The 21,810-nt window shown below is 64.4% G+C and carries 23 protein-coding genes and 2 pseudogenes; 8 read left to right on the forward strand and 17 right to left on the reverse strand.

What is annotated here, in order from left to right:
* Positions 1–12: 12 nt before the first annotated feature.
* The 3 genes from DIS04_RS03035 to DIS04_RS03045 all read right to left on the reverse strand — a co-directional run bounded on the left by DIS04_RS03035 (position 13) and on the right by DIS04_RS03045 (position 1,583).
* Complete coding sequence (locus tag DIS04_RS03035) at positions 13–303, reverse strand: YciI family protein (RefSeq protein WP_245904465.1); 291 nt, start codon at positions 301–303, stop codon at positions 13–15.
* Between the two features lie 18 nt (positions 304–321).
* Positions 322–906: a TetR/AcrR family transcriptional regulator gene (locus tag DIS04_RS03040; protein ID WP_111412234.1), complete on the reverse strand. Its 585-nt coding sequence runs from the start codon at positions 904–906 to the stop codon at positions 322–324.
* Positions 907–1,055: 149 nt separating this feature from the next.
* A complete protein-coding gene (locus tag DIS04_RS03045) occupies positions 1,056–1,583 on the reverse strand; it encodes a Spy/CpxP family protein refolding chaperone (RefSeq protein ID WP_111412235.1) in 528 nt (175 codons plus the stop codon).
* 60 nt (positions 1,584–1,643) lie between these two features.
* Between DIS04_RS03045 and DIS04_RS03050 the strand changes: the two genes are divergently transcribed.
* Complete coding sequence (locus DIS04_RS03050) at positions 1,644–2,300, forward strand: Crp/Fnr family transcriptional regulator (RefSeq protein WP_111412236.1); 657 nt, start codon at positions 1,644–1,646, stop codon at positions 2,298–2,300.
* 39 nt (positions 2,301–2,339) lie between these two features.
* Here DIS04_RS03050 and DIS04_RS03055 read toward each other — a convergent pair whose 3' ends face one another.
* The 5 genes from DIS04_RS03055 to DIS04_RS03075 all read right to left on the reverse strand — a co-directional run bounded on the left by DIS04_RS03055 (position 2,340) and on the right by DIS04_RS03075 (position 6,194).
* On the reverse strand, positions 2,340–3,278 hold the full coding sequence (locus tag DIS04_RS03055) for a GGDEF domain-containing protein (RefSeq protein WP_111412237.1): 939 nt from the start codon (positions 3,276–3,278) through the stop codon (positions 2,340–2,342).
* Between the two features lie 183 nt (positions 3,279–3,461).
* Positions 3,462–4,052: a GNAT family N-acetyltransferase gene (locus tag DIS04_RS03060; RefSeq protein WP_111412238.1), complete on the reverse strand. Its 591-nt coding sequence runs from the start codon at positions 4,050–4,052 to the stop codon at positions 3,462–3,464.
* Positions 4,053–4,110: 58 nt separating this feature from the next.
* Positions 4,111–4,461: a DUF1622 domain-containing protein gene (locus DIS04_RS03065; RefSeq protein WP_111412239.1), complete on the reverse strand. Its 351-nt coding sequence runs from the start codon at positions 4,459–4,461 to the stop codon at positions 4,111–4,113.
* 56 nt (positions 4,462–4,517) lie between these two features.
* Complete coding sequence (locus tag DIS04_RS03070; RefSeq protein ID WP_111412240.1) at positions 4,518–4,991, reverse strand: LabA-like NYN domain-containing protein; 474 nt, start codon at positions 4,989–4,991, stop codon at positions 4,518–4,520.
* Positions 4,992–5,177: 186 nt separating this feature from the next.
* Positions 5,178–6,194: a GlxA family transcriptional regulator gene (locus tag DIS04_RS03075; RefSeq protein ID WP_111412241.1), complete on the reverse strand. Its 1,017-nt coding sequence runs from the start codon at positions 6,192–6,194 to the stop codon at positions 5,178–5,180.
* Positions 6,195–6,348: 154 nt separating this feature from the next.
* On the opposite strand from DIS04_RS03075, the gene DIS04_RS03080 reads away from it, so the two are divergent.
* Positions 6,349–6,783 carry a GFA family protein gene (locus DIS04_RS03080; protein ID WP_111412242.1) on the forward strand — a complete coding sequence of 145 codons (435 nt, stop codon included), beginning with the start codon at positions 6,349–6,351 and terminating at the stop codon, positions 6,781–6,783.
* An 86-nt stretch (positions 6,784–6,869) separates the two neighbouring features.
* Here the strand turns inward: DIS04_RS03080 and DIS04_RS03085 are convergent, their stop codons facing one another.
* The 4 genes and pseudogenes from DIS04_RS03085 to DIS04_RS03100 all read right to left on the reverse strand — a co-directional run.
* Positions 6,870–9,062 carry an OsmC domain/YcaO domain-containing protein gene (locus DIS04_RS03085; protein ID WP_111412243.1) on the reverse strand — a complete coding sequence of 731 codons (2,193 nt, stop codon included), beginning with the start codon at positions 9,060–9,062 and terminating at the stop codon, positions 6,870–6,872.
* A gap of 343 nt (positions 9,063–9,405) precedes the next feature.
* Positions 9,406–10,152 carry an SDR family oxidoreductase gene (locus DIS04_RS03090; protein ID WP_111412244.1) on the reverse strand — a complete coding sequence of 249 codons (747 nt, stop codon included), beginning with the start codon at positions 10,150–10,152 and terminating at the stop codon, positions 9,406–9,408.
* Positions 10,153–10,206: 54 nt separating this feature from the next.
* The gene (locus tag DIS04_RS03095; RefSeq protein WP_111412245.1) at positions 10,207–10,590 is read right to left on the reverse strand and encodes a nuclear transport factor 2 family protein; all 384 of its coding nucleotides are present in this window, start codon (positions 10,588–10,590) and stop codon (positions 10,207–10,209) included.
* A 40-nt stretch (positions 10,591–10,630) separates the two neighbouring features.
* Positions 10,631–11,002 (reverse strand): annotated as a pseudogene (locus tag DIS04_RS03100) (glyoxalase superfamily protein); the annotation flags it as partial.
* 284 nt (positions 11,003–11,286) lie between these two features.
* Here DIS04_RS03100 and DIS04_RS03105 point away from each other — a divergent pair.
* The 3 genes from DIS04_RS03105 (at position 11,287) to DIS04_RS03115 (ending at position 13,139) form a co-directional block, all read left to right on the forward strand.
* Positions 11,287–11,712 (forward strand): DCC1-like thiol-disulfide oxidoreductase family protein, encoded by a 426-nt coding sequence (locus DIS04_RS03105; RefSeq protein WP_111412247.1) that lies wholly within the window; start codon positions 11,287–11,289, stop codon positions 11,710–11,712.
* A 73-nt stretch (positions 11,713–11,785) separates the two neighbouring features.
* On the forward strand, positions 11,786–12,472 hold the full coding sequence (locus DIS04_RS03110; RefSeq protein ID WP_111412248.1) for a type 1 glutamine amidotransferase domain-containing protein: 687 nt from the start codon (positions 11,786–11,788) through the stop codon (positions 12,470–12,472).
* 73 nt (positions 12,473–12,545) lie between these two features.
* Positions 12,546–13,139, forward strand: coding sequence for a LysE family translocator (locus tag DIS04_RS03115; RefSeq protein WP_111412249.1), 594 nt, complete (start codon positions 12,546–12,548; stop codon positions 13,137–13,139).
* Here the strand turns inward: DIS04_RS03115 and DIS04_RS20705 are convergent.
* Positions 13,125–13,427: a helix-turn-helix domain-containing protein gene (locus tag DIS04_RS20705; RefSeq protein ID WP_340148164.1), complete on the reverse strand. Its 303-nt coding sequence runs from the start codon at positions 13,425–13,427 to the stop codon at positions 13,125–13,127. The genes DIS04_RS03115 and DIS04_RS20705 overlap by 15 nt on opposite strands.
* A gap of 262 nt (positions 13,428–13,689) precedes the next feature.
* Positions 13,690–13,959 (reverse strand): annotated as a pseudogene (locus tag DIS04_RS20920) (AraC family ligand binding domain-containing protein); the annotation flags it as partial.
* A gap of 381 nt (positions 13,960–14,340) precedes the next feature.
* On the opposite strand from DIS04_RS20920, the gene DIS04_RS03125 reads away from it, so the two are divergent.
* Positions 14,341–15,870: a GGDEF domain-containing protein gene (locus DIS04_RS03125; RefSeq protein WP_111412250.1), complete on the forward strand. Its 1,530-nt coding sequence runs from the start codon at positions 14,341–14,343 to the stop codon at positions 15,868–15,870.
* Between the two features lie 72 nt (positions 15,871–15,942).
* Here the strand turns inward: DIS04_RS03125 and DIS04_RS03130 are convergent, their stop codons facing one another.
* Both DIS04_RS03130 and DIS04_RS03135 read right to left on the reverse strand, forming a co-directional pair.
* A complete protein-coding gene (locus DIS04_RS03130; protein WP_111412251.1) occupies positions 15,943–17,292 on the reverse strand; it encodes a cytochrome P450 in 1,350 nt (449 codons plus the stop codon).
* Between the two features lie 240 nt (positions 17,293–17,532).
* Entirely contained in the window at positions 17,533–19,248 is a 1,716-nt protein-coding gene (locus DIS04_RS03135; protein ID WP_111412252.1) for a methyl-accepting chemotaxis protein, read from the reverse strand.
* Between the two features lie 307 nt (positions 19,249–19,555).
* On the opposite strand from DIS04_RS03135, the gene DIS04_RS03140 reads away from it, so the two are divergent.
* Positions 19,556–20,176: an exopolysaccharide biosynthesis protein gene (locus DIS04_RS03140; RefSeq protein ID WP_111412253.1), complete on the forward strand. Its 621-nt coding sequence runs from the start codon at positions 19,556–19,558 to the stop codon at positions 20,174–20,176.
* A gap of 9 nt (positions 20,177–20,185) precedes the next feature.
* Positions 20,186–21,133 (forward strand): threonine ammonia-lyase, encoded by a 948-nt coding sequence (locus tag DIS04_RS03145; RefSeq protein WP_111412254.1) that lies wholly within the window; start codon positions 20,186–20,188, stop codon positions 21,131–21,133.
* Between the two features lie 26 nt (positions 21,134–21,159).
* Here the strand turns inward: DIS04_RS03145 and DIS04_RS03150 are convergent, their stop codons facing one another.
* Complete coding sequence (locus DIS04_RS03150) at positions 21,160–21,762, reverse strand: LysE family translocator (protein ID WP_111412255.1); 603 nt, start codon at positions 21,760–21,762, stop codon at positions 21,160–21,162.
* Positions 21,763–21,810 lie beyond the last annotated feature (48 nt).

Genomic DNA, 21,810 nt, shown 5'->3' on the forward strand with positions numbered 1-21,810 from the left:
CAGGCCGGAATGCTAGGAGAGCAGAAACGCTAGCCGCTCATCCGCCTTGGAGGGAGCCACTTCGATGATTTCCGCGCTCACGACACCCTCTGCCACGAACGGATCCTCGTTGACACGCCGGTGAAGGTCATCAAGAGTGACATTATGCGCCAGGATGGCACCGCCCTGCTTCGGCTGGATGCTGCCCGAAACGAGAAACACACCTTCATCGAAGCCGCGCTCGAGCCATTGCTTATGGCCCTCCATGAAACGGCCTGCCTCACTCATCTTTTCCGAGAAGCGTAGAAATACCAGGTGCATCATGAAGCCCTCTTCTTGTGGTTATTCGGCGTGCGTGCGCTGTGACGCGCATGCGTCTAGCCAATCGAGCAACTGCTCGACCTCCGCATCGACGAAGTTCTCCTCCTGATAGGCATTCGCCACTAGGGCGATCCCTTGGCTGCGCGCCAGCAGGTGCATCGCGAGTACATCGGCATCGGCTTCATGCCGCAAGGCAGCGAACTGCCGGCGTAGCCAGTTCCGGAACAAGGTCATGACCTCGTTCGCCGCATCGCGCTGAAGATGCTCGAGCTTTGCAAGCTCGGCACAGAGCGTGCCGACCGGGCAGCCGTGGCGCATGATCTTGCCCCGGTTGCCGATCAGGATGCGGACGAAGCTGCGGATGCGCTCTAAAGGCTCACTGCTCTCGGCTTCCCACTGGTCGAGCATGTCTTGTGTGTTGGCAAGCCGCCGCTTGATCACGGCCTCCAGGATCTCGCCTTTCGTCTTGAAGTGGTAATAGAAATTACCCCGGGATATGCCAACAGCCTCCGCTATGTCCGCGAAGGTAGTCTGTTCGAACCCTTGCCGATAAAACAAATCGTCCGCTGCCGTGATGATCTGCTCACGCGTCGAGTTTTCCCGCATCGAGACCTCTTGCAGCCAGTCGCTTCGCACTAATTAGGACGTTCGTCCTAACACCAAGCAAAGCATAGGACGCGCGTCCTATTCGGTCAAGGTGACGAAAGTAGCGGCTAACAGATAAAGCAAGCAAACGATGGATGAATGGCCGAGCCCTAGTAACCTTGGCCGCTACTTCCGTAGTTTCGCAGGTGACTGTAAAGCCGAACCTGTTCCTCATCGAGCACCGCGAGCATGCGCAGGTGATATTCGAGGTGTACCGCCCGCAGCTGGCCCCAGCGCCGAGCCGTCTGTTCGGAAAGGCGTTCGATCTCATCCAGCGTTGCACGTTGCTCTGCAAAGAGCCGGTCGAGTTCGCGCTCGCTCTCGATCACCTGCTCACCGAGTCCGATGGATCGGGCGCGCATGTTCTCGTAGGCCTGTTCGGTTCGCTCCCGCTGCTCTTCGGTCAGGTTCAGTGCATCGGCCAGTTCCAGCACGTGCATGGGACCTGGATAGCCGTTCAACTCCGCCGGCAGGGCTTGCGCCATCCCCCTGCCCAGCCGAAGCCCTTCCATGACGCTGGCGGAGAGCGCCTTGATCTCGCGTGAATGAAACCCGGCGTAGGAGCCATGCCCTGCCGCTTCGCCCTGGGCCGCCCCGGTGGTCAGAACTAACAGCACAAAAGCCAGCAGACGTGTCATTGGAGAGCCCTCTCTCGGTTTCGGTTGCACCTAGAGTGGGCCCGGCAGCATCATTTGGGTATGAGCGAGATCATATCCAGTCAACCACCGGGCATCGCCTCGACCCTGGAGACGCTAGCCGGCCGCCCAGGCCATCGGCGGCGACTTGCCGCGGGGGAGATGCTGTTTCACGCCGGGGAGGCGGTCACTTCGGTGTACGTGATCGTGTCCGGCCAGGTTCGGCTGATGCGGGTGAGTCAGGCGGGCGCTGAAGTGACCGTCGACCGCGTAGGCCCCACCCGCTGGTTGGCCGAAGCATCGCTGTTCGCGGAACGCTACCATTGCGATGCGATGGCTGATGCAACGGCCTGCCTGCTCAGCTTCCCCAAGGCAGCCGTGGTCGAAGGCATGCAGCGGCAACCTGCGCTGGCGACCGAGCTCATGACCGATCTGGCCCGGCGGCTGCATGAAGCGCGCCTGCGCATCGAGATCCTCAATATCCCAACCGCTCAGGAACGCCTGCTCGCCTATCTGCAGGCGCACGCCAGCGCTGAGCACGCGGAGCTTACGCTAGCCGGCAGCTGGAAGGCCCTGGCGGGCGAGATAGGGCTGACGCACGAAACGGTCTATCGCGCGCTGGCACAGCTTCAGCGCGAAGGAAGGATCCGGCGAGAAGGCCGGCAGGTCTGGTTAGTGCCCCCTAAGAACCGGAATATCGTCCTGGGCGCAGCCCGCTAGCATCGCAGCGAACGTGTTCTCTGTAACGGCTGGAACACATCACTCCGCAACGATACGATCCCGCCCACCCTGCTTGGCCCGGTAAAGCAGCCTATCCGCCTTTTCGATCAGCGAGGCCTGACCGCCGCCGTCCGTCGGATGGGCGGTGGCGACCCCCATGCTGACGGTGACGAGGTGAGAGACATCGGAAGCACGGTGAGGAATGGCCGCGTCACCGATGGCTGAGCGGCAGCGCTCCGCTACCTGACAGGCGGCTTCCTGATCCGTCTCGGGCAGCACGAGGGCGAACTCCTCGCCGCCGAAGCGGGCCAGCAAGTCGCGTGGTCGCACGATCGATGAACCCAGTATCTGCGCCACACGGCGCAGGCAGTCGTCACCGGCGAGATGGCCGTAATGGTCGTTGTACTGCTTGAAGCAGTCGATATCGAGCATGATGAACGAAAGCGGCTGGCCGGAACGCCGAGCGCTGGCCCACTCTGTCTCCAGCACCGAATCCAGCAGGCGCCGGTTGGCGACACCGGTCAGGCCGTCCTGATACGAGAGCTCCTCCAGCTCCCGTTGCAGCCGCAGCAGCTTCTCCTCGTTCTCCTTGCGCTCGCTGATGTCGAACATGAAGCCGATCAGCGCTTCCACCTCGCCCGCGTCGTTGCGTACCACGTGCACGACATCGCGAATCCACACGTAGCTGCCATCGGCCTTCAGTGCCCGGTAGTCCGCCTCGTGGTCGACCCCTGCCCTGGATTGCGCCACGCAGAAGTTGACGACCCGCTCGCGGTCCTCGGGATGCATGCGCTCGACCCAGTCGTCGATACCGACCCAACTGCCTTGGGGCCAGCCCAGCAAGCGCTCGATCTGCGGTCCGATATAGGCAAAGCGCATCGCTGCCCAATCGATCTTCCAGGGGATGGCCTGGGTAGACTCCAGCAGCGTCTTGTAGACGGCGGTGTCCATGTTCATCTCTACGACAACGTCATTCATGGATTCATGGCCTCCGCAAATGTGTCATGCGCGTCCATGCATGAACTAACCTTGCTTCACGACTCTGACACAGCGAGGCGGAGAAACGGAGCAAAATATGACTATGGGACCCATACGCGAGCATGAGCCTGCCTGATGTGCGCCTTGACCGGACTGAGCGTCGCCGGTGCCCAGCCGGTACCCCTAAGACGACGCCATCGGCTTCGTCATCAGCAGCCAATTGCCGCGGTGAGGGCAGCGGGGGAACGGGACAATCGGTCGACGGGCGTGCGCCTGATAGCCAAGTTCTTCGTATAGCCGTCGTGCGCGGTCATTCTGTTCTGCCACGATCAAGCTCATCGTCCTGGCGTGCGACTCGGCGGCAAGGCGTTCCGCCTGTGCCATGAGCCTGCGCCCCACCCCCTGGCCGCGATATGCCGAAACGGTCGCCACGGCGTTGACGTACCAGGAGCCCGGAACCAACGCCTCCAGCTCGACAAGCGGCCGGACAACGGCGGGAAGCTCGTCCATCGGGCCGGTATCATAGGGATCGTCCAGACGGTAGCCGAGCAACATGCCGGCAATGCCGGTGTCGACTTCCGCGACGTGCGCGTTCGCGTAGCTGAACCCTCCTTCCGGCCGGGCCACCCGGCACGCGCCGAACGCCATGACATCCTCGCCCGGCTCGGCCATGCGCTCCCAGAGGTAGGCAGGGATTCCCTCGCCCGCCAGGTTCATGAGCTCGGCCAGCGTCGGGGCATCTTCTACCCTGGCCTTGCGTATCGTCGTTTCCATGGCTCGGCTCTCCCACGCATCGCTGCGGAGCGTCCGGACGGCATGAGTGACAACGCCATTACTCCTTCCTCTGCCAGGGCCAGCGTCCGGACAGCTCGACCTCCAGCGTGAAGCTGAGGAAGGTACGTATCAGCACGATAATGGCGAGGATGCCTACCGTTTCGAAGGTCAGCTCCACCGCCACGGTATGGATGATGTCTGCGGCGACGAGAAATTCCAGGCCAAGCAGAATCCCCCGGCCTAGACGCTGACGGACCTGAGTATAGATCTCCTCGGGTTGGTGCTGCTTCAACCGTAGGAGCGGTACAACGACCAGGGCATATAAGGCAAATCCGACGATAATCAGGATGCCGACGATCTCGGTGATCGTTACCCCCCACTCTGCCACCGCTTTTACCAATTCCGGCACGTTGCCTCCTGCATGCGATACATTCCTGTAGTGACGCCGTAGGACGAAGAGTCATTTCACAACAGAAGCTCTTCCCCGATTGGCTTGAACTCGGTCGCGGCTCGCTTTATCGAAGCTGCCGTTAACTGCGGCACGCCATAGACCTCAACCCTCTTGCCGTGCACTTCACGAATCTTGTCCGCCAGCAGGTCAAAATCGCCGTCACCCGAAACCAGCACGATGATATCCGCCTGCTCGGCGTATTCGATGGCATCCAGCGTGATGCCGACATCCCAATCGCCCTTTGCCGAGCCGTCCGATCTCTGGATGAATGGCTTCAGCTTCACCTCGAATCCAATAGCGCGAAGGATAGCCTGAAACTCGCGCTGCTTCCGGTCGCCCCGGTCGATGGCATAGGCGATGGCCCTGATGACCTCTCTGCCAGCCGTGGCCTCGGCCCAGAACGCGTTGTAGTCGAAATGGCGCTGATACGCATCCCGTACCGTGTAGTAGACGTTCTGGACGTCTACGAAAATCGCAACTTTCTCCATCTGATGTACTCATTTTTGTTGAATAATGGCACCAAACGCCGCGCCCCGGGCCAGCATGAACTGACCCGGGGCGCGGCGCCGAACCAGACGTAAGCGAAGATGGCTGCGCAGAGAGCCGCGCCAGTGTCGAAATGGGTGACGCCCCTGCCTGTTTACCTGTGAGCCCCCAACTTCCGTCATCCCGCATCAACGGTGCGGTGCGCGGCCGGCAATGGCAATGCTCTCGTGCGGTTGGCCGAAGCACTCACGATACCGCTGTGGCGAGAGCCCCGTATAGCGCTTGAACAAGCGCCTGAAGAAGGCCAGGTCGTCGTAGCCGACGGCACGACTGATCTGCTGGATGGTCTGCTGCTCGTTTTCCAGCAGATGGCGGGCGGCATTGACTCTCAAGCGATGCAGGTAGCCGGTGGGCGTTTCCCCCGTGGCCAGCTTGAAGCGGCGGATGAAGTTCCGCGAGCTCATGCCGACCTGATCGGCCAGGGCCTCTATCCGGACCGGTTCGGTGAAGTGGTGGAAAAGCCACTCCTGAGCCCGCCGGATCTGCCTGTCCTCATGCGTCGCGTCGGGAGGTTCCGCCGCGTATCCGGCCTGCCACACGCGTGGCGTCTCCAGCAGCAGCGCCCTGGCCGTCTCCATGGCGACTCGATGACCGCAAAGCTTCTCGACCAGGTAAAGGCTAAGATCGACGGCGGCATACACGCCACCACTGCATAGCACGTTGTCGCTTTCCGTCAGGAATCGCTCGGGCTGCCAGTGCACTTGTGGGTAGCGGCGCCGGCATGCCTCCACCACGCCCCAGTGGGTCGTCGCGGTCCGGCCATTCAGGAGGCCTGCTTCGGCGAGCAGAGCGACACCTGCGCAGACACCGGCCACCGTCACACCACGCGCGTGCCACTTGCGCAGCCACGGATAGAGCGCCGTGTTGGCTGGACAGGCGGCGTCCAGGTCAGCGCCCACAGCCGAGACGACGATCAGGTCGGTCTTCTCCACATCCTCGAGGGCAAAGCTTGGCTCCAGGCTCAGGTCCACGGCGGTGGATACCCGCCGACCATCTTGTGACGCCGTTCGCACCCGGAAAGGCGGCTCGACCGGCTTTCCGCGCATGCTGTTCCATAGCACGCCGGCCATGCTGAACACTTCCACCGGCGCCACTGCCGTCGAGGGCATGCCTCCCTCCACCAGCACCACGGTCACATCGATCATCCGTTCCTCCTCGATGGCCGAATCGCCCCCGCTTTGTGTCGTTCTCGCCACTATTCGACAGGTGGCGCCTGGTAAAGACTGACGGGACGCGTTGAGGCGAGCCGAAGGCAGGCCACTCGACGTGCCGGGGCCAGGCACACAGAGGAGACGAAGCATGAGCGACTACACCACTTACAAGGGAAGCTGCTTTTGTGGTGCCGTACAAGTCACCGCCAGCGGTGAACCGCAGGCCATGGGCTACTGCCATTGCGATTCGTGCAGGCATTGGTCCGCGGCCCCCATCAATGCTTTCACCTTATGGAAGCCGGAGGCGGTTCGCATCACCCAAGGGGAGGAGAACGTGGGCACTTATCACAAGACGCCGCAGAGCTATCGCAAATGGTGCAAGATCTGTGGCGGCCACGTTCTCACCGAGCACCCAGAGCTTGGGTTGACGGATGTCTATGCCGCGATCCTGCCCAGCCTTCGGTTTTCCCCGGGCCTTCACGTGCATTATCAGGAAAGCGTGCTGCCGATTCGCGACGGCATCGATAAATTCCGCGACGTACCCGCGGAAATAGGCGGATCCGGTCAGCACATGGCGGAATGAGACAAGGGACATGCCGCCATGCCGCGCCCCGGGCCAGCATGAACTGACCCGGGGCGCGGCGATGTTGGGAGGGAAACTCAGCCGGCCTACACGGAAAGCCCTGCCCGCCTCGCGCGGTGGGCGTGCAGCTTCTTGTAGCTCTCGATCAACCGCTGGTGCTTCTCCAGGCCTTCGAGCTGCATGCTGGTGGGCGTGAGCCCGTGGAAGCGCACCTCGCCAGTCACCGAACCGACCACCGCGGCCATGGTCTCTTCGCCGAACATTCGGGTGAGGTTGTGCCGGTAGTCGTCGAGCTCCAGCTCGTCGTCGAGCACGATCTCCAGCACCGCGGCCATGGCCTGGTAGAACAGCCCGCGCTCCACGGTGTTGTCGTTGTACTGCTGGAACATCTCGACCCGCTCCAGCGCCTCTTCGTGCTGCCCCAGCGCCAGGTGGATCAGCAGCTTCAATTCGAGGATGGTCAACTGCCCCCACACGGTATTCTCGTCGAACTCGATGCCGATCAGGGTGATGATGTCCATGTGCTCGTCGAGCTGGCTCTCCTCCAGGCGCGCCAGCAGGTCGGCCAGTTGTTCGTCGCTCAGGGCGTGGAGGTTGAGGATGTCCTCGCGATAATCCAACGCCATGTTGGTGTTGTCCCAGATCAGGTCGTCCACCGGGTAGACCTCGGAATAGCCCGGCACCAGGATGCGGCACACCGGTGCGCCCAGGTCCTCGTGGACGGCCACGTACACCTCCTTGCCCATCTCTTCAAGGATACCGAACAGGGTTGCCGCTTCCTCCGCGTTGGTGCCGGAGAAGTCCCAGTCGCTGAATTCGACGTCGCTTTTCGCGCTGAAGAAGCGCCACGAGACCAGCCCCGAGGAGTCGATGAAGTGTTCGACGAAGTTGTTCGGCTCGGCGACGGCCTGGGAGTTGAAGGTCGGCGGCAGGAAGTCGTTCAGCCCCTCGAAGCTGCGGCCCTGCAGCAGCTCGGTGAGGCTGCGCTCCAGCGCGACCTCGAAGCTGGGGTGGGCGCCGAAGGAGGCGAACACGCCGCCGGTACGCGGGTTCATCAGGGTCACGCACATCACCGGGAACTGGCCGCCGAGCGAGGCGTCCTTGACCAGCACCGGGAAGCCCTGGGCCTCCAGCGCCTGGATGCCTTCGAGGATGGCCGGGTAGCGCTCGAGCACTGCCATGGGCACGTCGGGCAGCGCCAGCTCCTGCTCGAGGATCTCGCGCTTCACCGCCCGCTCGAAAATCTCCGAGAGGCACTGTACTTGGGCTTCCTGCAGCGTGTTGCCGGCGCTCATGCCGTTGCTGAGGTAGAGGTTCTCGATCAGGTTGGAGGGGAAGTAGACCGTCTCGCCGTCCGACTGGCGCACGAAGGGCAAGGCGACGATGCCCCGCTCCCGCTTGCCGGAATTGGTATCGATCAGGTGCGAGCCACGCAGCTCGCCTTCGGGGTCGTAGATCTCGCGGGTGGTGTCGTCGAGGATGCCTTCGGGCAGCGCGTCGTTGGGCCCGGGCTTGAACCACTCCTCGTTGGGGTAGTGGACGAAGGCGCTGTTGGCGATCTCCTCGCCGAAGAACTGGTCGTTGTAGAAGAAGTTGCAGCTCAGGCGTTCGATGAACTCGCCCAGCGCCGAGCACAGCGCGCTCTCCTTGGTGGCGCCCTTGCCGTTGGTGAAGCACATCGGCGAGGCGGCATCGCGGATGTGCAGCGACCACACGTGGGGCACGATGTTGCGCCAGGAGGCGATCTCGATCTTCATGCCCAGCTCCGCGAGGATGCCGGACATGTTGGCGATGGTCTGCTCCAGCGGCAGGTCCTTGCCCTCGATCCAGGTGTAGGCCTCCTCGTCGGGCTGCACCATCAGGAGCGCCTGGGCGTCCTCGTCGAGGTTCTCCACCGTCTCGATCTGGAAGTCGGGGCCGGTCTGCACCACTTTCTTGACGGTGCAGCGGTCGATGGAGCGCAGGATGCCCTCGCGATCCTTCTCGGAGATGTCTTCCGGCAGCTCGACCTGGATCTTGAAGATCTGGTTGTAGCGGTTCTCGGGATCGACGATGTTGTTCTGCGAGAGCCGAATGTTCTCGGTGGGGATGTCGCGCGCCTTGCAGTACACCCGCACGAAGTAGGCCGCGCACAGCGCGGAGGACGCCAGGAAGTAGTCGAAGGGGCTTGGCGCCGAGCCGTCGCCCTTGTAGCGAATGGGCTGGTCGGTGATGACGGTGAAATCGTCAAACTTGGCTTCAAGCCTGAGATTTTCAAGAAAATTGACTTTGATTTCCATGACGGGCTACCGATGGGGAAGTGTTGCTGGCGCAGGCCGAGGCGCGCAGTCTAACACACCGCCCGGGCCCTTTCGGCAACCTCGCGGCGAGATAGGAAGACTTGGGAGAGCAAGATACGGGGCGGACCGTTGGGAGCAGAAGAGCCTGGCTGGAGGCAAACAAGAATCTACCCGGTAAACGCGTTACCGGGTAGTTCCCTGCGTACTTGTGTCTTTTTCGTCAGAGCCGTCTCAGCGACTTTCGTTACCCAATTTAACGCTGAGTAACGGTTAGCGCAACGTAGACAAAAGGTTTAGAGGCATACTCCTGTCAGGCTGGGCCGTCGCCTCGAAAGGATGACGACTACCGCCCGCCCGTGACGTCCAGCAGCGCCCCGGTGGAGTAGGAGGCTTCGTCGGAGAGCAGCCAGAGAATGGCGCGGGCAACCTCCTCGGCCTGGCCGCCGCGCTGCATGGGCACGGAGGCTTTCACCCGCTCCACGCGGTCGGGCTCGCCGCCGCTGGCGTGGATCTCGGTGTAGATCACGCCCGGGCGCACGGCGTTGACGCGAATGCCTTCGCCCGCGACTTCCTTGGCCAGGCCGGTGGTGAAACTGTCGATGGCGCCCTTGGCGGCGGCGTAGTCGACGTACTCGTTGGGCGCACCGAGCCGGGAGGCAATGGAGGAGACGTTGACGATGGCCCCGCCCTGCCCGCCGTGCCGGGTCGACATGCGTCTAATGGCCTCGCGAGTACAAAGGATGCTGCCGACGACGTTGATCGAGAGAACACGGCTCAGGCGTGCGGCATCCATCTGCTCGACGCGCATCTGCGCTTCCAGGATCCCGGCGTTGTTGACCAGCGCCGTGACCGGGCCGAGCTTCTCGTCGACCTGCTCGAAGAGTCTCACCACGTCGGCCTCGGAGCCGACATCGCCCGCCACGGCGATCGCCTCGCCGCCGGCACGGGTGATCTCCTCGACCACGGCGAGCGCCGCGGCTTCGTTATGCCGATAGTTGATGCACACGGCGTAACCGCTAGCGGCGCCCAGGCGCGCCGTTGCCGCGCCGATGCCTCGACTGCCGCCAGTAACCACCAGTACCTTCTTCAATGAGTTTCCTCCTGTTGCCCGAAAGCTGGGTAAGGATGCCCCACCCTATCGGAATCAGCTGCGATCGACGATCCTGGTGATCCGCTCGCTGCCGAAGCTGAACTCGGAGACGCCATTCAGTTCGATCAGGCTTCCGGCCTTCGGCCCGCCAGGGATATCCTGCGCCAGGCGGCCGTGGTAGTCGATCTCGGCGGTGGCCCCCGCCTCACTGAAGGTCAGGCTGCTGACGCGTTGTACGCGCTCGGAGAAGAATCCCTTGGCATGTTCGGCAAGCTGACGAAACTCGTCGATGCCATTGGCCGAGGTGGTGAGCTCATCGCCAGAGTAGTTCTCGAAGATGACGTCCGGCTCCAGCACGGCCAGCATCCCGTCAATGTCGAAGTGGTTATACGCGGTGATGTAGCGCTCTATCAGATCACGCTTCGTCGATTCGTCCATGAAGTGCTCCTTTCGAGACAGCGGTGACGTCACCCGGCGTTCAGGTGCTTATCGCATCGGTGAAGGTCAGCCGGTTGCCGAACGGGTCGGCTATGGTCATGTCCTGGCTACCCCAGGGCATCACTTCCAGCCCCGGCTTGGCGTACTTGTAATCGGCAGCATGCAGCTGCTGGTGAAACGCCTCGAGTTCGTCGGCCTCGATCCGCAGCGCCGCGCCCGGACTGCAGTCGCCATGATGCTCGGAGAGATGCAGTACGCAGCCATCCTTGGATACCTGCATGTACAGCGGCATGCCTTCCGCGAAGCGATGCTCCCAGTCCACCTGAAAACCGAGGAATTCGATGTAGAACTCCCTGGCCTTGGCTTCATCGAAGATGCGCAGGATCGGTGTCGTCTTGCCGAATTTCATTCCATTGAGTCCTTGTTGTGCTTATACGCCTATTGAGCCGTATACCCGCCGTCGATTGAATTGCAGGACGCTTCATAAACGCCATCTTCAGGCATAGGTCAAGGGTGCCCTTGGCACAAGGCCGGGGCAAGGATACCAGCCCAGCAAGGCTGGCAATTGCGCGGTCAAGCGCTGGCTGTGGCTTCCACAGCCGGGCTGGCCTGCAGCGCTTCGGCCCCACGCAGCCACCCGCCACCTGCTAGAATCGAGTGTCGGGAAGCTTGATATTCCGACATCCAGGGTAGCAAATGACGGCAGCGAGCCATTTCCGCGAGCACGAACCCTCAGACCGTCGTCTTCGCCTGGTTTACGACGGCGCCTGCCCGATGTGCCGGCGCTACGTACGCTGGCAGCGCATCCGCCAGGAGGTCGGCGAACTGGAGCTGATCGACGCCAGGCAGAACAGCGCAGCACGCCGGGAGCTCACGGACCTGGGCATTGACCTGGATGAGGGCTTCGCCCTGCAGGTGGGCGAGCGCTGGTACCACGGCAGCGAAGCCCTGCACCGGCTCACCCTGCTCGGTACCCGCAATGGTGGGTTCAACCGTTTGATGTACCGACTCTTCTCTAGCCCTCAACGCACGACTCGGCTCTATCCGCTGTTCAAGGCGGTACGGAGCGGGCTGTTGAAAATGCTGGGGACGGGCCCCATCGACAACCTGAAAGGCAAGTGAACCGAATTTTCTCACAGCGGCGGCCCCGCTAGCTGAGGGTTTACCCTAGCCAACCGCCATGACAGGAGTTCCCATGAGTTCACGCATTCTGATGGTCCTTACCTCCCATGACCGTCTCGGCGATACCGGCGAGCCCACCGGGTTCTGGCTGGAAGAGCTGGCGGCACCCTACTACGCCTGCCTGGACGCCGGCGCCGAGGTCGTCCTCGCCTCGCCCAAGGGCGGCAAGCCGCCGCTGGACCCCAAGAGCGACGCCGAGGAGAGCCAGACCGAGGCGACCCGCCGCTTCCAGCAGGACGACCAGGCCCAGCAGGCGCTGGCCAATACGCACAAACTGAGCGAGGTCAGCGCCGACGACTTCGATGCCATCTTCTACCCGGGCGGCCACGGCCCGCTCTGGGACCTGGTGGAAGACAAGGACTCCATCCGCCTGATCGAGACCTTCTGGGCCCAGCAGAAGCCGGTGGCCGCCGTGTGCCACGCGCCTATCGTGCTGGTGCACACCCGCGATGCCGACGGCAATCCGATCATTCGGGGTCGACAGGTCACCGGCTTCACCAATGAGGAGGAGGAAGCCGTAGGCCTCACCAAAGTCGTTCCGCATCTGGTGGAGAACGCCCTCAAGGAGGCCGGCGCCCACTACTCCAAGGCCGAGGTCTTCACGCCCTACACCCGGCAGGACGGCCTGCTGATCACCGGGCAGAACCCACCCTCCTCCGAGCCCACGGCCAGGCTGCTACTGGCGGCACTCGGCAGGTAGCACCTCAATTTCGTTCAATACCGCGCCCTAGCGACGAGGCAGGCTTGGCTCATTGCCACCCAGGAGGATGACGATGAGCCTTGCCATGATTCTGCCGATGTCGGCATTTGCCCTTGCGGCTTCGATCTCGCCGGGGCCGGTGAACCTGGTGTGCCTTTGCAGCGGCACGCGCTACCCCCTTTCCCAGGGCATGGTGTTCGTGACCGGCGCAACGCTGGGCTTCGTCGTGCTGTTCATTGCCGTGGGGCTGGGGCTCTACTCGGTGCTGGCGGTCGTGCCGGGGCTGAACCAGGCACTGCGCTGGGCCGGCGTGGCGTTTCTGCTTACCCTGAGCTGGCGACTGTTCCGCGACGATGGCCGCGTTCCCGAGAGCGAGGCCCCGCGGGCACCGGGTTTCCTGACCGGGGCGCTGATGCAGTGGCTCAACCCCAAGGCGTGGCTGGCGTCGGCCTCGGGCATCGGCGCCTACACCAGCGGCAGCGATCTGAATCAGGTGTTGCTGTTCGCCGGGCTCTACCTGCCGATCTGCTGGCTGTCGCTGGGGAGTTGGGTCTATGCCGGGGCCTTCCTGCGCCGCTACGTGCACAGGCCTGCCGTGCTGACCACCGTCAATCGCACGCTGGCGGTGCTGCTCGCCGCTAGCTGCTTGTACCTACTTCTCGACTGAGGGCTGCCGGTACTGGTTGGGCGTGGCCGCCACCAGGCGCTTGAAGGTGCGCTGGAAGTGCGGCTGGTCGGCGAAACCGGCATTCAGCGCCGCCTCGGCAATCGGCGTGCCACGCTTCAGATCGCGCTGGCCCAGCTGGATGCGCCGGTTGATCAGGTAGGCGTGGGGCGTGAAGCCGAAGTGCTGCTTGAAGGCGCGTATCAGGTGGCCCGGGCTGTAGCCGGAACGCTCGCACAGGTCGTCCAGCGAGATCTCCTCCGACGCATGCGCATCCAGGTAGGCCGCCAGCTCCCTTCAGCACGGCCGGCGCCCTGGCCACTGGCCGAGCCGGCTGACCGGCCAGCTCGTGCATCAGGGCGGAGAGGTACTCGATCACTTCGGTCTGCTTGTCGAGCAGGTCGCGGTCGGGGTCGAGCAGGCAGGCGGTCATCCGGCAATAGCCTGCATACCACCAGGGCTCTCGGATCACGGCGGTGGCCAGATCCTGCCAGCGCGGCGATGCCAGCAACCCGGCCCGATGGCGCAGCTCGGTCAGCCAGTCGGTATCGACGTAGAGCATCAGGTAGGCCCAGGGCCGGTCGTCGATGGCGCGGCAGGCGTGCAGCCAGTCGGGATTCATCAGCACCAGGGTGCCGGCATGCACGTGGTAGCAATCCTCCCGGTAGCGGAAGGTGCTCTCCCCGGCGGTAATGGCGCCCAGCGACCAATGGGCATGGCTGTGCGGGGCGTAGCAGACCCTGCGGCCGTCATCGACCTTGCGCAGTTCCACGTGCGGCATGCGCGGGTCGCGCCAGAACAGGGGCTTGTTGGTGTCCGACATGGCGGGCTTCCGGAGTGCGTCGAGATCCAAGATAGCGCTCGTGGGTGGCCGCCGCCAGCCGTACCCTCATTGCAGGCTCGGCGCCTCTCTGCTAACCAGAGTGAAGGAGGCTTGTCGCGACACGCCCAGCACAGGAGGTGCCAGATATCTTGCGAGCTTCGCACCCACCAGAAGGCAACCGACTGCCAGCCGATCCGGGCCGGGGGAAAGCGTGCGAATCGGCAGCAGGCGCCCACCTCGCCGGCTGTCGGCGACGAAGCAGGTTGATGCCAGCCATACCCGCCAGTGTTAGGCTACTGGTACGTTCGTGTTAATCGACATAACTCTAACGAATCGATGTCGCCTTGCCGGCTCCCAGCAGACAAGACGACCCAGGCGGGCATGCTAGATTTCAAGACTCTTTCAGCTCGGGCTCAGCCCAGACTCAAGCGCCCTCACCGTCTCGCCCTGGCGACACTGGTCCCCCGCGCCTTCGCCTACTGCCACACCTTCGGGCTCACGCTGTGGATTGCCCTGGTAGAGGGTAGCGGCTGGAGCTTGATCGGCCCGGGCTTGCTCCTGCTGTTGTGGCCGGCGCTGGCCTACGGCCATGCCATGCTGGCACAGGACTCGAAGCGCGCCGAGTTCAGGAACCTCTACTTCGACAGCCTGGTGTTCGGCATCTGGTGCAGCGTACTGGACTTCTATGTTTGGGCCACCCTGTCCATCGGCCTGGCCTGCTTCATGAACAACATGGTGGTCGGCGGTCCGCGCCGAATGGCCTCCTCCATGGCCCTGTTCGTCGGTGGCGCACTGGGCTGGAGCGCCCTGACCGGCTTCAGCTTTCGGCCGCATGTCAGCGTCGGGCTGGACATCTACCAGGGTATCGGCGCCGTGCTCTACTTCCTCGGCATCGCCCAGGTGATGTACGGGCAGAATCGCAAGATCGGCCGCAGCATCGCCGAGATCAAGTTCCAGAATCGGGCGTTTCATGCCCTGCTCCAGCTCGGGGTCGTCGCCAATCGCGCCACGAACATCCATACCCTGCTGGACGATTCGCTTAGGCATCTGCGTGCCGACTTTCCCGAGTACGGCTTTGCCGTGTTCCTGCAGGAGCGGCAACGCCCCGAGGTGACGCGCTATGCGGCCGTGGCCGGCCTGCGGCTCGGACCGGAGGACGAGCGCCGCCTGGGCAGCCTGCTGGCCGCGCTCCATGAGCGCCAGGAGAGTACGATCAAGCTGCGCGACAAGGCCATCGGCGAGCAGCTCTATGCCACGCCCATGGCGGAACGGCTGAGTATTTACGAAGGCTGGCTGATCGTACGTGCGCCCAGCCTCGACGCTCGCCTGGAGCGCATTCTGACCCTGTTCGCCGACCAATTGGCGGTTGCCACCGAGAACAAGCTGCTGCATCTGGCGCTGAAGAAGACGGCGGAGCGTGACGGGCTGACGGGGCTCTACAACCGCGGCTTCTTCGAATCGGCGCTACAGCTGAGCATACAGGGCAAGACTCAGCCACCGGGACTGGACTTCGCCGTGCTGATGATGGACGTCGACGGGCTCAAGGAGGTGAACGATCGGTATGGTCACGTGGCGGGCGATCAGCTCATCACCACGGTCGCCGACCACCTCAAGCTCCAGTGCCGGGAGGGCGACATCCTCGCACGCTACGGCGGAGACGAATTCGTCATTCTGTTCCCTTCCGCCGACCTGTCGGCGCCCAATCGCGTCTGCGAACTGATCCGCACGAACCTGGAAGGCCGATACTGCTCCATTACCTCGGCCCGCGGCGAACCGCTGCAAGTGGAACTTCGCGTGAGCATGGGAAGCGCCAGCTCCACCGAAGCCCCGGCCCAGGAGGTGCTGACCCTGGCGGACAATCGCATGTACGACGACAAGACCCAGCGGCGCAAGGCAAGAGCGCTTGGCTGAGGCCTGGGCCGCCGGACCACGGCTTGCCTGGCAATCCCGCATGGCGCCATCGCTGCCGGCCGCGCACCGGCCTCAGTGCGGGTCGAGCCTGAACCTGAGAGCGTAGTTGTCGAGCAGCGGCGGCATCGGCTTGCTGCTGAGCAGCCGGCTGGGCGGGTCCAGGCGGAACTCCCGTCGAGAGAGGCAGCTCGCCAGCACCGTGCTGGTCACCAGCAGCACCAGACGCCGCCCCGGGCAGATGCCGCTACCGCCACTGAACGGGATGAGCGGCCACGCCCCCGCCGCTTCCGGCTTCAGCCAGAGGTCCGGGTCGAATCGGTTGGCGGAGGCGAGATGGCGCTCGTCGCGATGGAAGTAGGGCGCCAGGATCAGCAACGAGGTGTCCGCCGGCATGGCGCCGTTCTCCCACAGGGTCGTCTCGGTGCTCTGGCGCAGCAACATGGGCGTGGTGGGCCACAGGCGCAGCGATTCCAGCACGCATGCGCGCAGGTAGGGAAGCTCGGGGGTGGTCTGCCGTTCCAGGCTGGCGGCCTCCCGCCGTGCCCGCCGGGCAGCTTCGGGGTGCGCCGCCAGCAGCGCCAGGGTGCGGAACGTGGCCATGCCCGCCGGATCGAAGGCGAACAGCCACTGCGTTACCTGGTGGCCGGGCTGCGTGGTCTCGCTGATGGGCACGCGCGCGACCTCGGCGGCCAGGCTGCCAGGCTCCGCCCGTTTCAGGTAGCGGCGCAGCCGTTCGTGCAAGGCGTCCCGCAGGCGGTCGCGCCCCGGGTGCATGAAGCCCCAGTTGCCGGCGGCGCGCAGTTTGCCCAGCGCCTCGGTCAGGGCGTGGTCGTCGCGAGCGGTGTCGCCCAGCACCACGCGGCGCACCACGCGCGACCAGGTCTCGAAGAAGGCCGCCCAGTCCAGCGTGTCACCCTGCTGACGCGTGGCGTGAAGCAGCTCATCGACCTCCTCCCTGGCCACCGTCACGAAGCGCTCGCCCAGGCCGTGCACCGGACACTCGCTGTGCAGCACGGCCTCATTGAAGCGACGACGCTCGGCGCGCTCCCGGCCATGCGAGACCAGTGCCATATCGGGTTCGAAGTGCGCCAGCGCGCTGCGCTTGGCCTGCTCCGCGGTGGCGAACGGTGCCGGCGACTGATCGAGTACGCGGTTGACGTGATCGGGGTCGAGTACCAGGGCCATCGTCTTCTCGCCCGGCACCTGCAGCATCAGCGGACCGCGACCGTACTTCTCGTTGAGCTGCTGCAGGCGCTGCACGGCTCGCCGGTCCAGTCCGAGCCGCTCCGCCATCCCGACGATCCTGGGGCGACGGATGAGTACGCCCTTCGCCACGTTGGGGATCAAGACATCAGTCAACACGGCGAGCGATTCCGCCACACTCGCTTGCGGCAACGCGCCCTGAACCGAATCCCTAGTCATGCTGCGCTCCTTCGATTGCCTTCCTGCTGGCAGTCTAGTCGCGACACTACCCGTAAGCGCTTGTTCCTACAAAAACTTACATGCCTCCCCGCGGCCAGGAGGGTTGCCGCCACCAGGGCCTTCGCCGATATCGGCGTGGGGTGTCGACTTGCCGCGGCCAGACGAAAGCCCCGAGCCATATGGCATCGGGGCCTTGAAGCCAATCATGGCGTACCGGATCGAGCCCGGCGGAGTCGCTGCCTAGAACTCGCTCCAGTCCTCTTCCGCGGTGGAGCGCTGGCGAGCGCTCGTCGGCTTGGGGTCTGTCAGGCGTACCAGCTGATGCCGGTCAGCCTGGCGCTCCACCTTGCTGCTGCGTGTGCCGTGCTGGCCGCTGGTCGCGCGCTCGCTGCGTCCCGTTGCCGGCGCGGCGTGCTCGTCGACGCGGAAGGTGGCGATGAGCGCGGCGAGGTTGCTGGCCTGTTCCTCCAGCGAGGCCGCCGCGGCGCTGGTCTGCTGTACCAGGGAGGCGTTCTGCTGGGTCACCGAATCCATCTCGGTCAGTGCGGTGTTGATCTGCTCGATGCCGCTGTTCTGCTCCCGCGTCGCGGTGGAGATCTCGGCCATCAGGGCGCTCACCTGACGGATCGAGTCGACGGTATCGTTGATGGTCTGGCCGCTGCGCTCGGCCTGCTCGGCGCCGCTGCTGATGCGCGTGGTGGTCTCCTCGATCAGGCCGCGGATCTCCTTGGCCGACTCCGCGCTGCGGCTGGCCAGGGAGCGCACTTCGCTGGCCACCACGGCGAAGCCGCGGCCCTGCTCCCCTGCCCTGGCCGCCTCCACCGAGGCGTTCAGCGCCAGGATGTTGGTCTGGAAGGCGATGGAGTCGATCACGCCGATGATATCGTTGATGCGCTTGGCGCTATCGGCGATCTCGCGCATCAGTTTCACGGTGCGCTCGACCTCCTGACCGCCGGCCTCGGCGTTCTGCGAGGCAGACGCGGAAAGCCGGTCGGCTTCGATCGCCGTGTCGGTATTCTTGCTCACCGTGGAGGCCATCTCCTCCATGCTGGAGGCGGTTTCCTGAAGGGCGGAGGCCTGCTGCTCGGTGCGCGAGGAGAGGTCCTGGCTACCCGTGGCAATCTCGCCGGCGCCGACAAAGACGTTCTCGCTGCTCTCGCGCAGCGATACGACCAGCGTCCTGAGCTTCTGCTGCATGCGTCCCAGCGCGCCGTATAGCTGGCCGATCTCGTTGCGGCCGCGCTCCTCGATACGCGCGGTCAGGTCGCCGTCGGCGATGCGCTCGAAGTGGGCAATGGCCTCCTGCAACGGGGTCACCACCACACGCATCAGGGCCATGCGAATGAGGAGGGTACCCACCAGAGCCACCACGAGCAGCGTCGCGCCGACGATCGTCACGTTGCGGTCCACCGCCTCGACCTGTTCAATGGCGTGGATGGAGCGCTCCTCAATGTAATGGATGAAGTTATCCATGGCCTCATCCAGTGCCGCACCCTGTTCGGTCAGCTGCTCCTGGCTGCGCTGGACCTGGAACGGCGCGGCATCCAGCAGCGGTACCAGGCCCTCGATGACGAACGCCTCATAGGCCTCGGTGATGGCCGCGACGTGCGGCGCACGGGGGTCTGCGGGGTCGAGTGGCACTTCACGGAACTGCGCAAAGCTCTGCTGTGCCGCTTCGATCGCCGTTACCGCCAGCTGCTGACTCTCGCCGGCCTTGTCCGGGTTGCCCTGGGTGCTCAGGCTGGCGTAGCGGTCCAGGAAGGTCTGCGCGCGCAGCACGTTCACCTGCGCCCGGTTGGCAGTATCGGCCAGCTTCATGTTGGTTTCCGCCAGCTCGTGCAGGGCCGCTTCGCCGTTGGCGTTGGAGTAGAACCCCAACGCGCTGATCAAGCCGATCATCAGCACCAGCAACGCCAGTGCTGCCGTCAGGCTCCATTTGATGGATAGATTCTTCATCGCTAGCCCCTTGCATGACGCTGTCTGGTTCTTGTGGGTACTGTCTGTCCTATAAACATCGGCATGCGGGTCGAGAAGTTGAGCCAACGGGACAGAAAAAAGACGACCATCGGCTAATTGCATTCTTTTATGGATATAGATCAACGGAATAAGCAGGGCACCCGCTCTCCGCTGCACGAGGTAGCAGGCGGTCGGCCGAGGGCTGGCGAGCCCATTCAGTAGCGGCAGGCATCTCGGCCCATTGACGCTATGCTGTGAGCCACGGGAATTCTTGTGCCAGCCAAGGGACATGCGAATGGGAGAACGGATGCAGGCCCCGAGAGACACCGGGCCGGGGGTTTCCACCACGGAACCGCATAGCCTGGTCGAGCTGATGCGTGCCATTGAATCGATCGATACGCCTTCTGGGCGGATCCGCTTCGACGAGGTGCTGGACGCCATCGGCCGGCGCGCCTTCGGCCCGCTGCTGCTGCTGGCCGGGCTGGTGACGCTGATGCCCATCGTCAGCGGTATCCCCGGCGTGCCGACGCTCATGGCCCTGTTCACGCTGCTGGTCTGCGCGCAGCTGCTGATCGGCCGGCGCACCTTCTGGCTGCCCGGCTGGCTGCGCAACCGCACGCTGCCCAGCGACAAGGTGCACAAGGGACTCAAATGGATGTACAAGCCGGCTGAGTGGATCGATCGACTGCTGCACCCGCGCATCTCGTTCATGACCGGCCCATGCGGCATCCAGCTCACCGCCCTGGCGTGCTTCATGCTGGCCCTGGCCATGCCTCCCATGGAGCTGATCCCGCTGACGGTCAACATCGCCGGCGTGGCCCTGACCTTCTTCGGCCTGGCGATCATGGCGCGCGACGGCCTGCTCTCTATCCTGGCCTTCCTCATTACCGGCACGAGCCTGTTCGTCATCCTGTACAACCTGCTGTAGGAGTGGCCCATGATCGCACTCGAACGCCTGCAGTCAGCCCAGCGGCTCATTGCCGACACCCTCCCGCCCACTCCCCTGCTGCTCGACCACGGCCTGTCGGACCGTCTCGGCCGACGCGTCTGGCTCAAGGGCGAGCTGTTCCAGCGCACCGGCTCGTTCAAGCCGCGCGGCGGTCTGCACTGGGTACGCACCGCCAGCCAGGAGGAGCTGGCCGGCGGCCTGGGGGCGGTGTCGGCGGGCAACCATGCCCTGGGGCTCGCCTGGGCGGCGGGCCAGGCCGGCGTGCCGGTGACCATCGTGATGCCGGAGAACGCCAGCCGGTTCAAGGTGGAGGGCAGCCGAGAGCTGGGTGCCGAGGTCATCCTGCACGGCGACATCAACGCCGCCTGGGAGCGCATGCATGAGCTGGTGGCCGAGCGCGGGCTGACCCTGGTGCACCCCTACGACGATGAACGCATCATTGCCGGCCAGGGCACGGTCGGGCTCGAGATCCTCGAGCAGGCGCCGGAGGCCACGGCCATCCTCTGCCCGGTAGGCGGCGGCGGGCTGATCGCCGGCATCGGCTCGGCCACCGCCGCGCTGCGCCCCGGGCTGGCGCTGTTCGGTGTGGAACCGAGCGGCGCCGCCAGCATGGCCCACGCCTGGGCCCGGAACGCTCCCTCGCGGCTGGAGAGGGTCGAGACCTGCGCCAAGAGCCTGGGCGCGGCCATCGTCGGCGAGCGTACCTATCCGCTGTGTCGCGAGACGACACGGGCCCTGGCAGAGGTCGACGAGGCGGCGATCGCCGGCGCCATGCGCCACCTGCTCTACCAGGCCAAGCTGATGGCCGAACCGGGCGCCGCGGTGGGCGTCGCCGCGCTGCTGGAGGAAGCCGTCGCGCTGCCGCCCGAAGGCGACGTGGTGGTGGTGATCACCGGCGGCAACATGAGCCGGGAGGAGCTGGAACCATTCCTGTGACGCCAGCCGCCTTACCGCCTGGCACATCAGGCCAGGATGAAGTAGACGCAGGCCGCGGTGAGCCCACCCATGGTCCCGTTGAAGATGCGCCAGGCACGCGGGGTGTCGAGCCAGTGGCCGATGGCGGTGCCGAAGCCGGCCCACAGCGCGATGCAGGGCAGGCCCACCAGCTCGGCGAACCCGGCCAGCAGCAGCGCGTTGACGACGGTGTCGCCCCCCTCGGGCAGAAAGCCCGCCATCAGCGCCAGGCCCATCACCCAGGCCTTGGGGTTGGCGAACTGGAAGGCCGCCGCCTGCCAGAAGCTGAGTGGCCGCCCCTGGCCCTTGAGGCGCAGGTCGGGCGGCGGTGCCGTGGCGATCTTCCAGGCCAGGTAGAGCAGGTAGGCGCTGCCGACCACGCGCAGGGTCATCTGCACCGCGGGGTAGCGTTCGAAGATCAACCCCAGCCCCAGGGCGATGGCGGCAAACAGCAGGAAGCAGCCGCCCAGGATGCCGAAGATGTGTGGCAAGGTACGCATGAAACCGTAGTTGGCCCCCGAGGCCGTGAGCATCATGTTGTTGGGCCCCGGGGTGATGGTCATCGAGATCATGTAGAGGGCTGCCGGGCCGAGAAACGCCAGAGCTTCCATGTCTTTGTACCCATACAATTTATCGTCAGGATTGGAAAACGCCTACAA

The organism is Billgrantia lactosivorans (assembly GCF_003254665.1).
Taxonomy (GTDB): domain Bacteria; phylum Pseudomonadota; class Gammaproteobacteria; order Pseudomonadales; family Halomonadaceae; genus Halomonas; species Halomonas lactosivorans.

Bases quoted from the DNA above. Each gene is read 5' to 3' on its own strand.
- DIS04_RS03035 (WP_245904465.1), bottom strand. From the start codon at position 303: ATGATGCACCTGGTATTTCTACGCTTCTCGGAAAAGATGAGTGAGGCA.
- DIS04_RS03040 (WP_111412234.1), bottom strand. From the start codon at position 906: ATGCGGGAAAACTCGACGCGTGAGCAGATCATCACGGCAGCGGACGAT.
- DIS04_RS03045 (WP_111412235.1), bottom strand. From the start codon at position 1,583: ATGACACGTCTGCTGGCTTTTGTGCTGTTAGTTCTGACCACCGGGGCG.
- DIS04_RS03050 (WP_111412236.1), top strand. From the start codon at position 1,644: ATGAGCGAGATCATATCCAGTCAACCACCGGGCATCGCCTCGACCCTG.
- DIS04_RS03055 (WP_111412237.1), bottom strand. From the start codon at position 3,278: ATGAATGACGTTGTCGTAGAGATGAACATGGACACCGCCGTCTACAAG.
- DIS04_RS03060 (WP_111412238.1), bottom strand. From the start codon at position 4,052: ATGGAAACGACGATACGCAAGGCCAGGGTAGAAGATGCCCCGACGCTG.
- DIS04_RS03070 (WP_111412240.1), bottom strand. From the start codon at position 4,991: ATGGAGAAAGTTGCGATTTTCGTAGACGTCCAGAACGTCTACTACACG.
- DIS04_RS03075 (WP_111412241.1), bottom strand. From the start codon at position 6,194: ATGATCGATGTGACCGTGGTGCTGGTGGAGGGAGGCATGCCCTCGACG.
- DIS04_RS03080 (WP_111412242.1), top strand. From the start codon at position 6,349: ATGAGCGACTACACCACTTACAAGGGAAGCTGCTTTTGTGGTGCCGTA.
- DIS04_RS03085 (WP_111412243.1), bottom strand. From the start codon at position 9,062: ATGGAAATCAAAGTCAATTTTCTTGAAAATCTCAGGCTTGAAGCCAAG.
- DIS04_RS03095 (WP_111412245.1), bottom strand. From the start codon at position 10,590: ATGGACGAATCGACGAAGCGTGATCTGATAGAGCGCTACATCACCGCG.
- DIS04_RS03105 (WP_111412247.1), top strand. From the start codon at position 11,287: ATGACGGCAGCGAGCCATTTCCGCGAGCACGAACCCTCAGACCGTCGT.
- DIS04_RS03110 (WP_111412248.1), top strand. From the start codon at position 11,786: ATGAGTTCACGCATTCTGATGGTCCTTACCTCCCATGACCGTCTCGGC.
- DIS04_RS03115 (WP_111412249.1), top strand. From the start codon at position 12,546: ATGAGCCTTGCCATGATTCTGCCGATGTCGGCATTTGCCCTTGCGGCT.
- DIS04_RS03125 (WP_111412250.1), top strand. From the start codon at position 14,341: ATGCTAGATTTCAAGACTCTTTCAGCTCGGGCTCAGCCCAGACTCAAG.
- DIS04_RS03130 (WP_111412251.1), bottom strand. From the start codon at position 17,292: ATGACTAGGGATTCGGTTCAGGGCGCGTTGCCGCAAGCGAGTGTGGCG.
- DIS04_RS03135 (WP_111412252.1), bottom strand. From the start codon at position 19,248: ATGAAGAATCTATCCATCAAATGGAGCCTGACGGCAGCACTGGCGTTG.
- DIS04_RS03140 (WP_111412253.1), top strand. From the start codon at position 19,556: ATGCAGGCCCCGAGAGACACCGGGCCGGGGGTTTCCACCACGGAACCG.
- DIS04_RS03145 (WP_111412254.1), top strand. From the start codon at position 20,186: ATGATCGCACTCGAACGCCTGCAGTCAGCCCAGCGGCTCATTGCCGAC.
- DIS04_RS03150 (WP_111412255.1), bottom strand. From the start codon at position 21,762: ATGGAAGCTCTGGCGTTTCTCGGCCCGGCAGCCCTCTACATGATCTCG.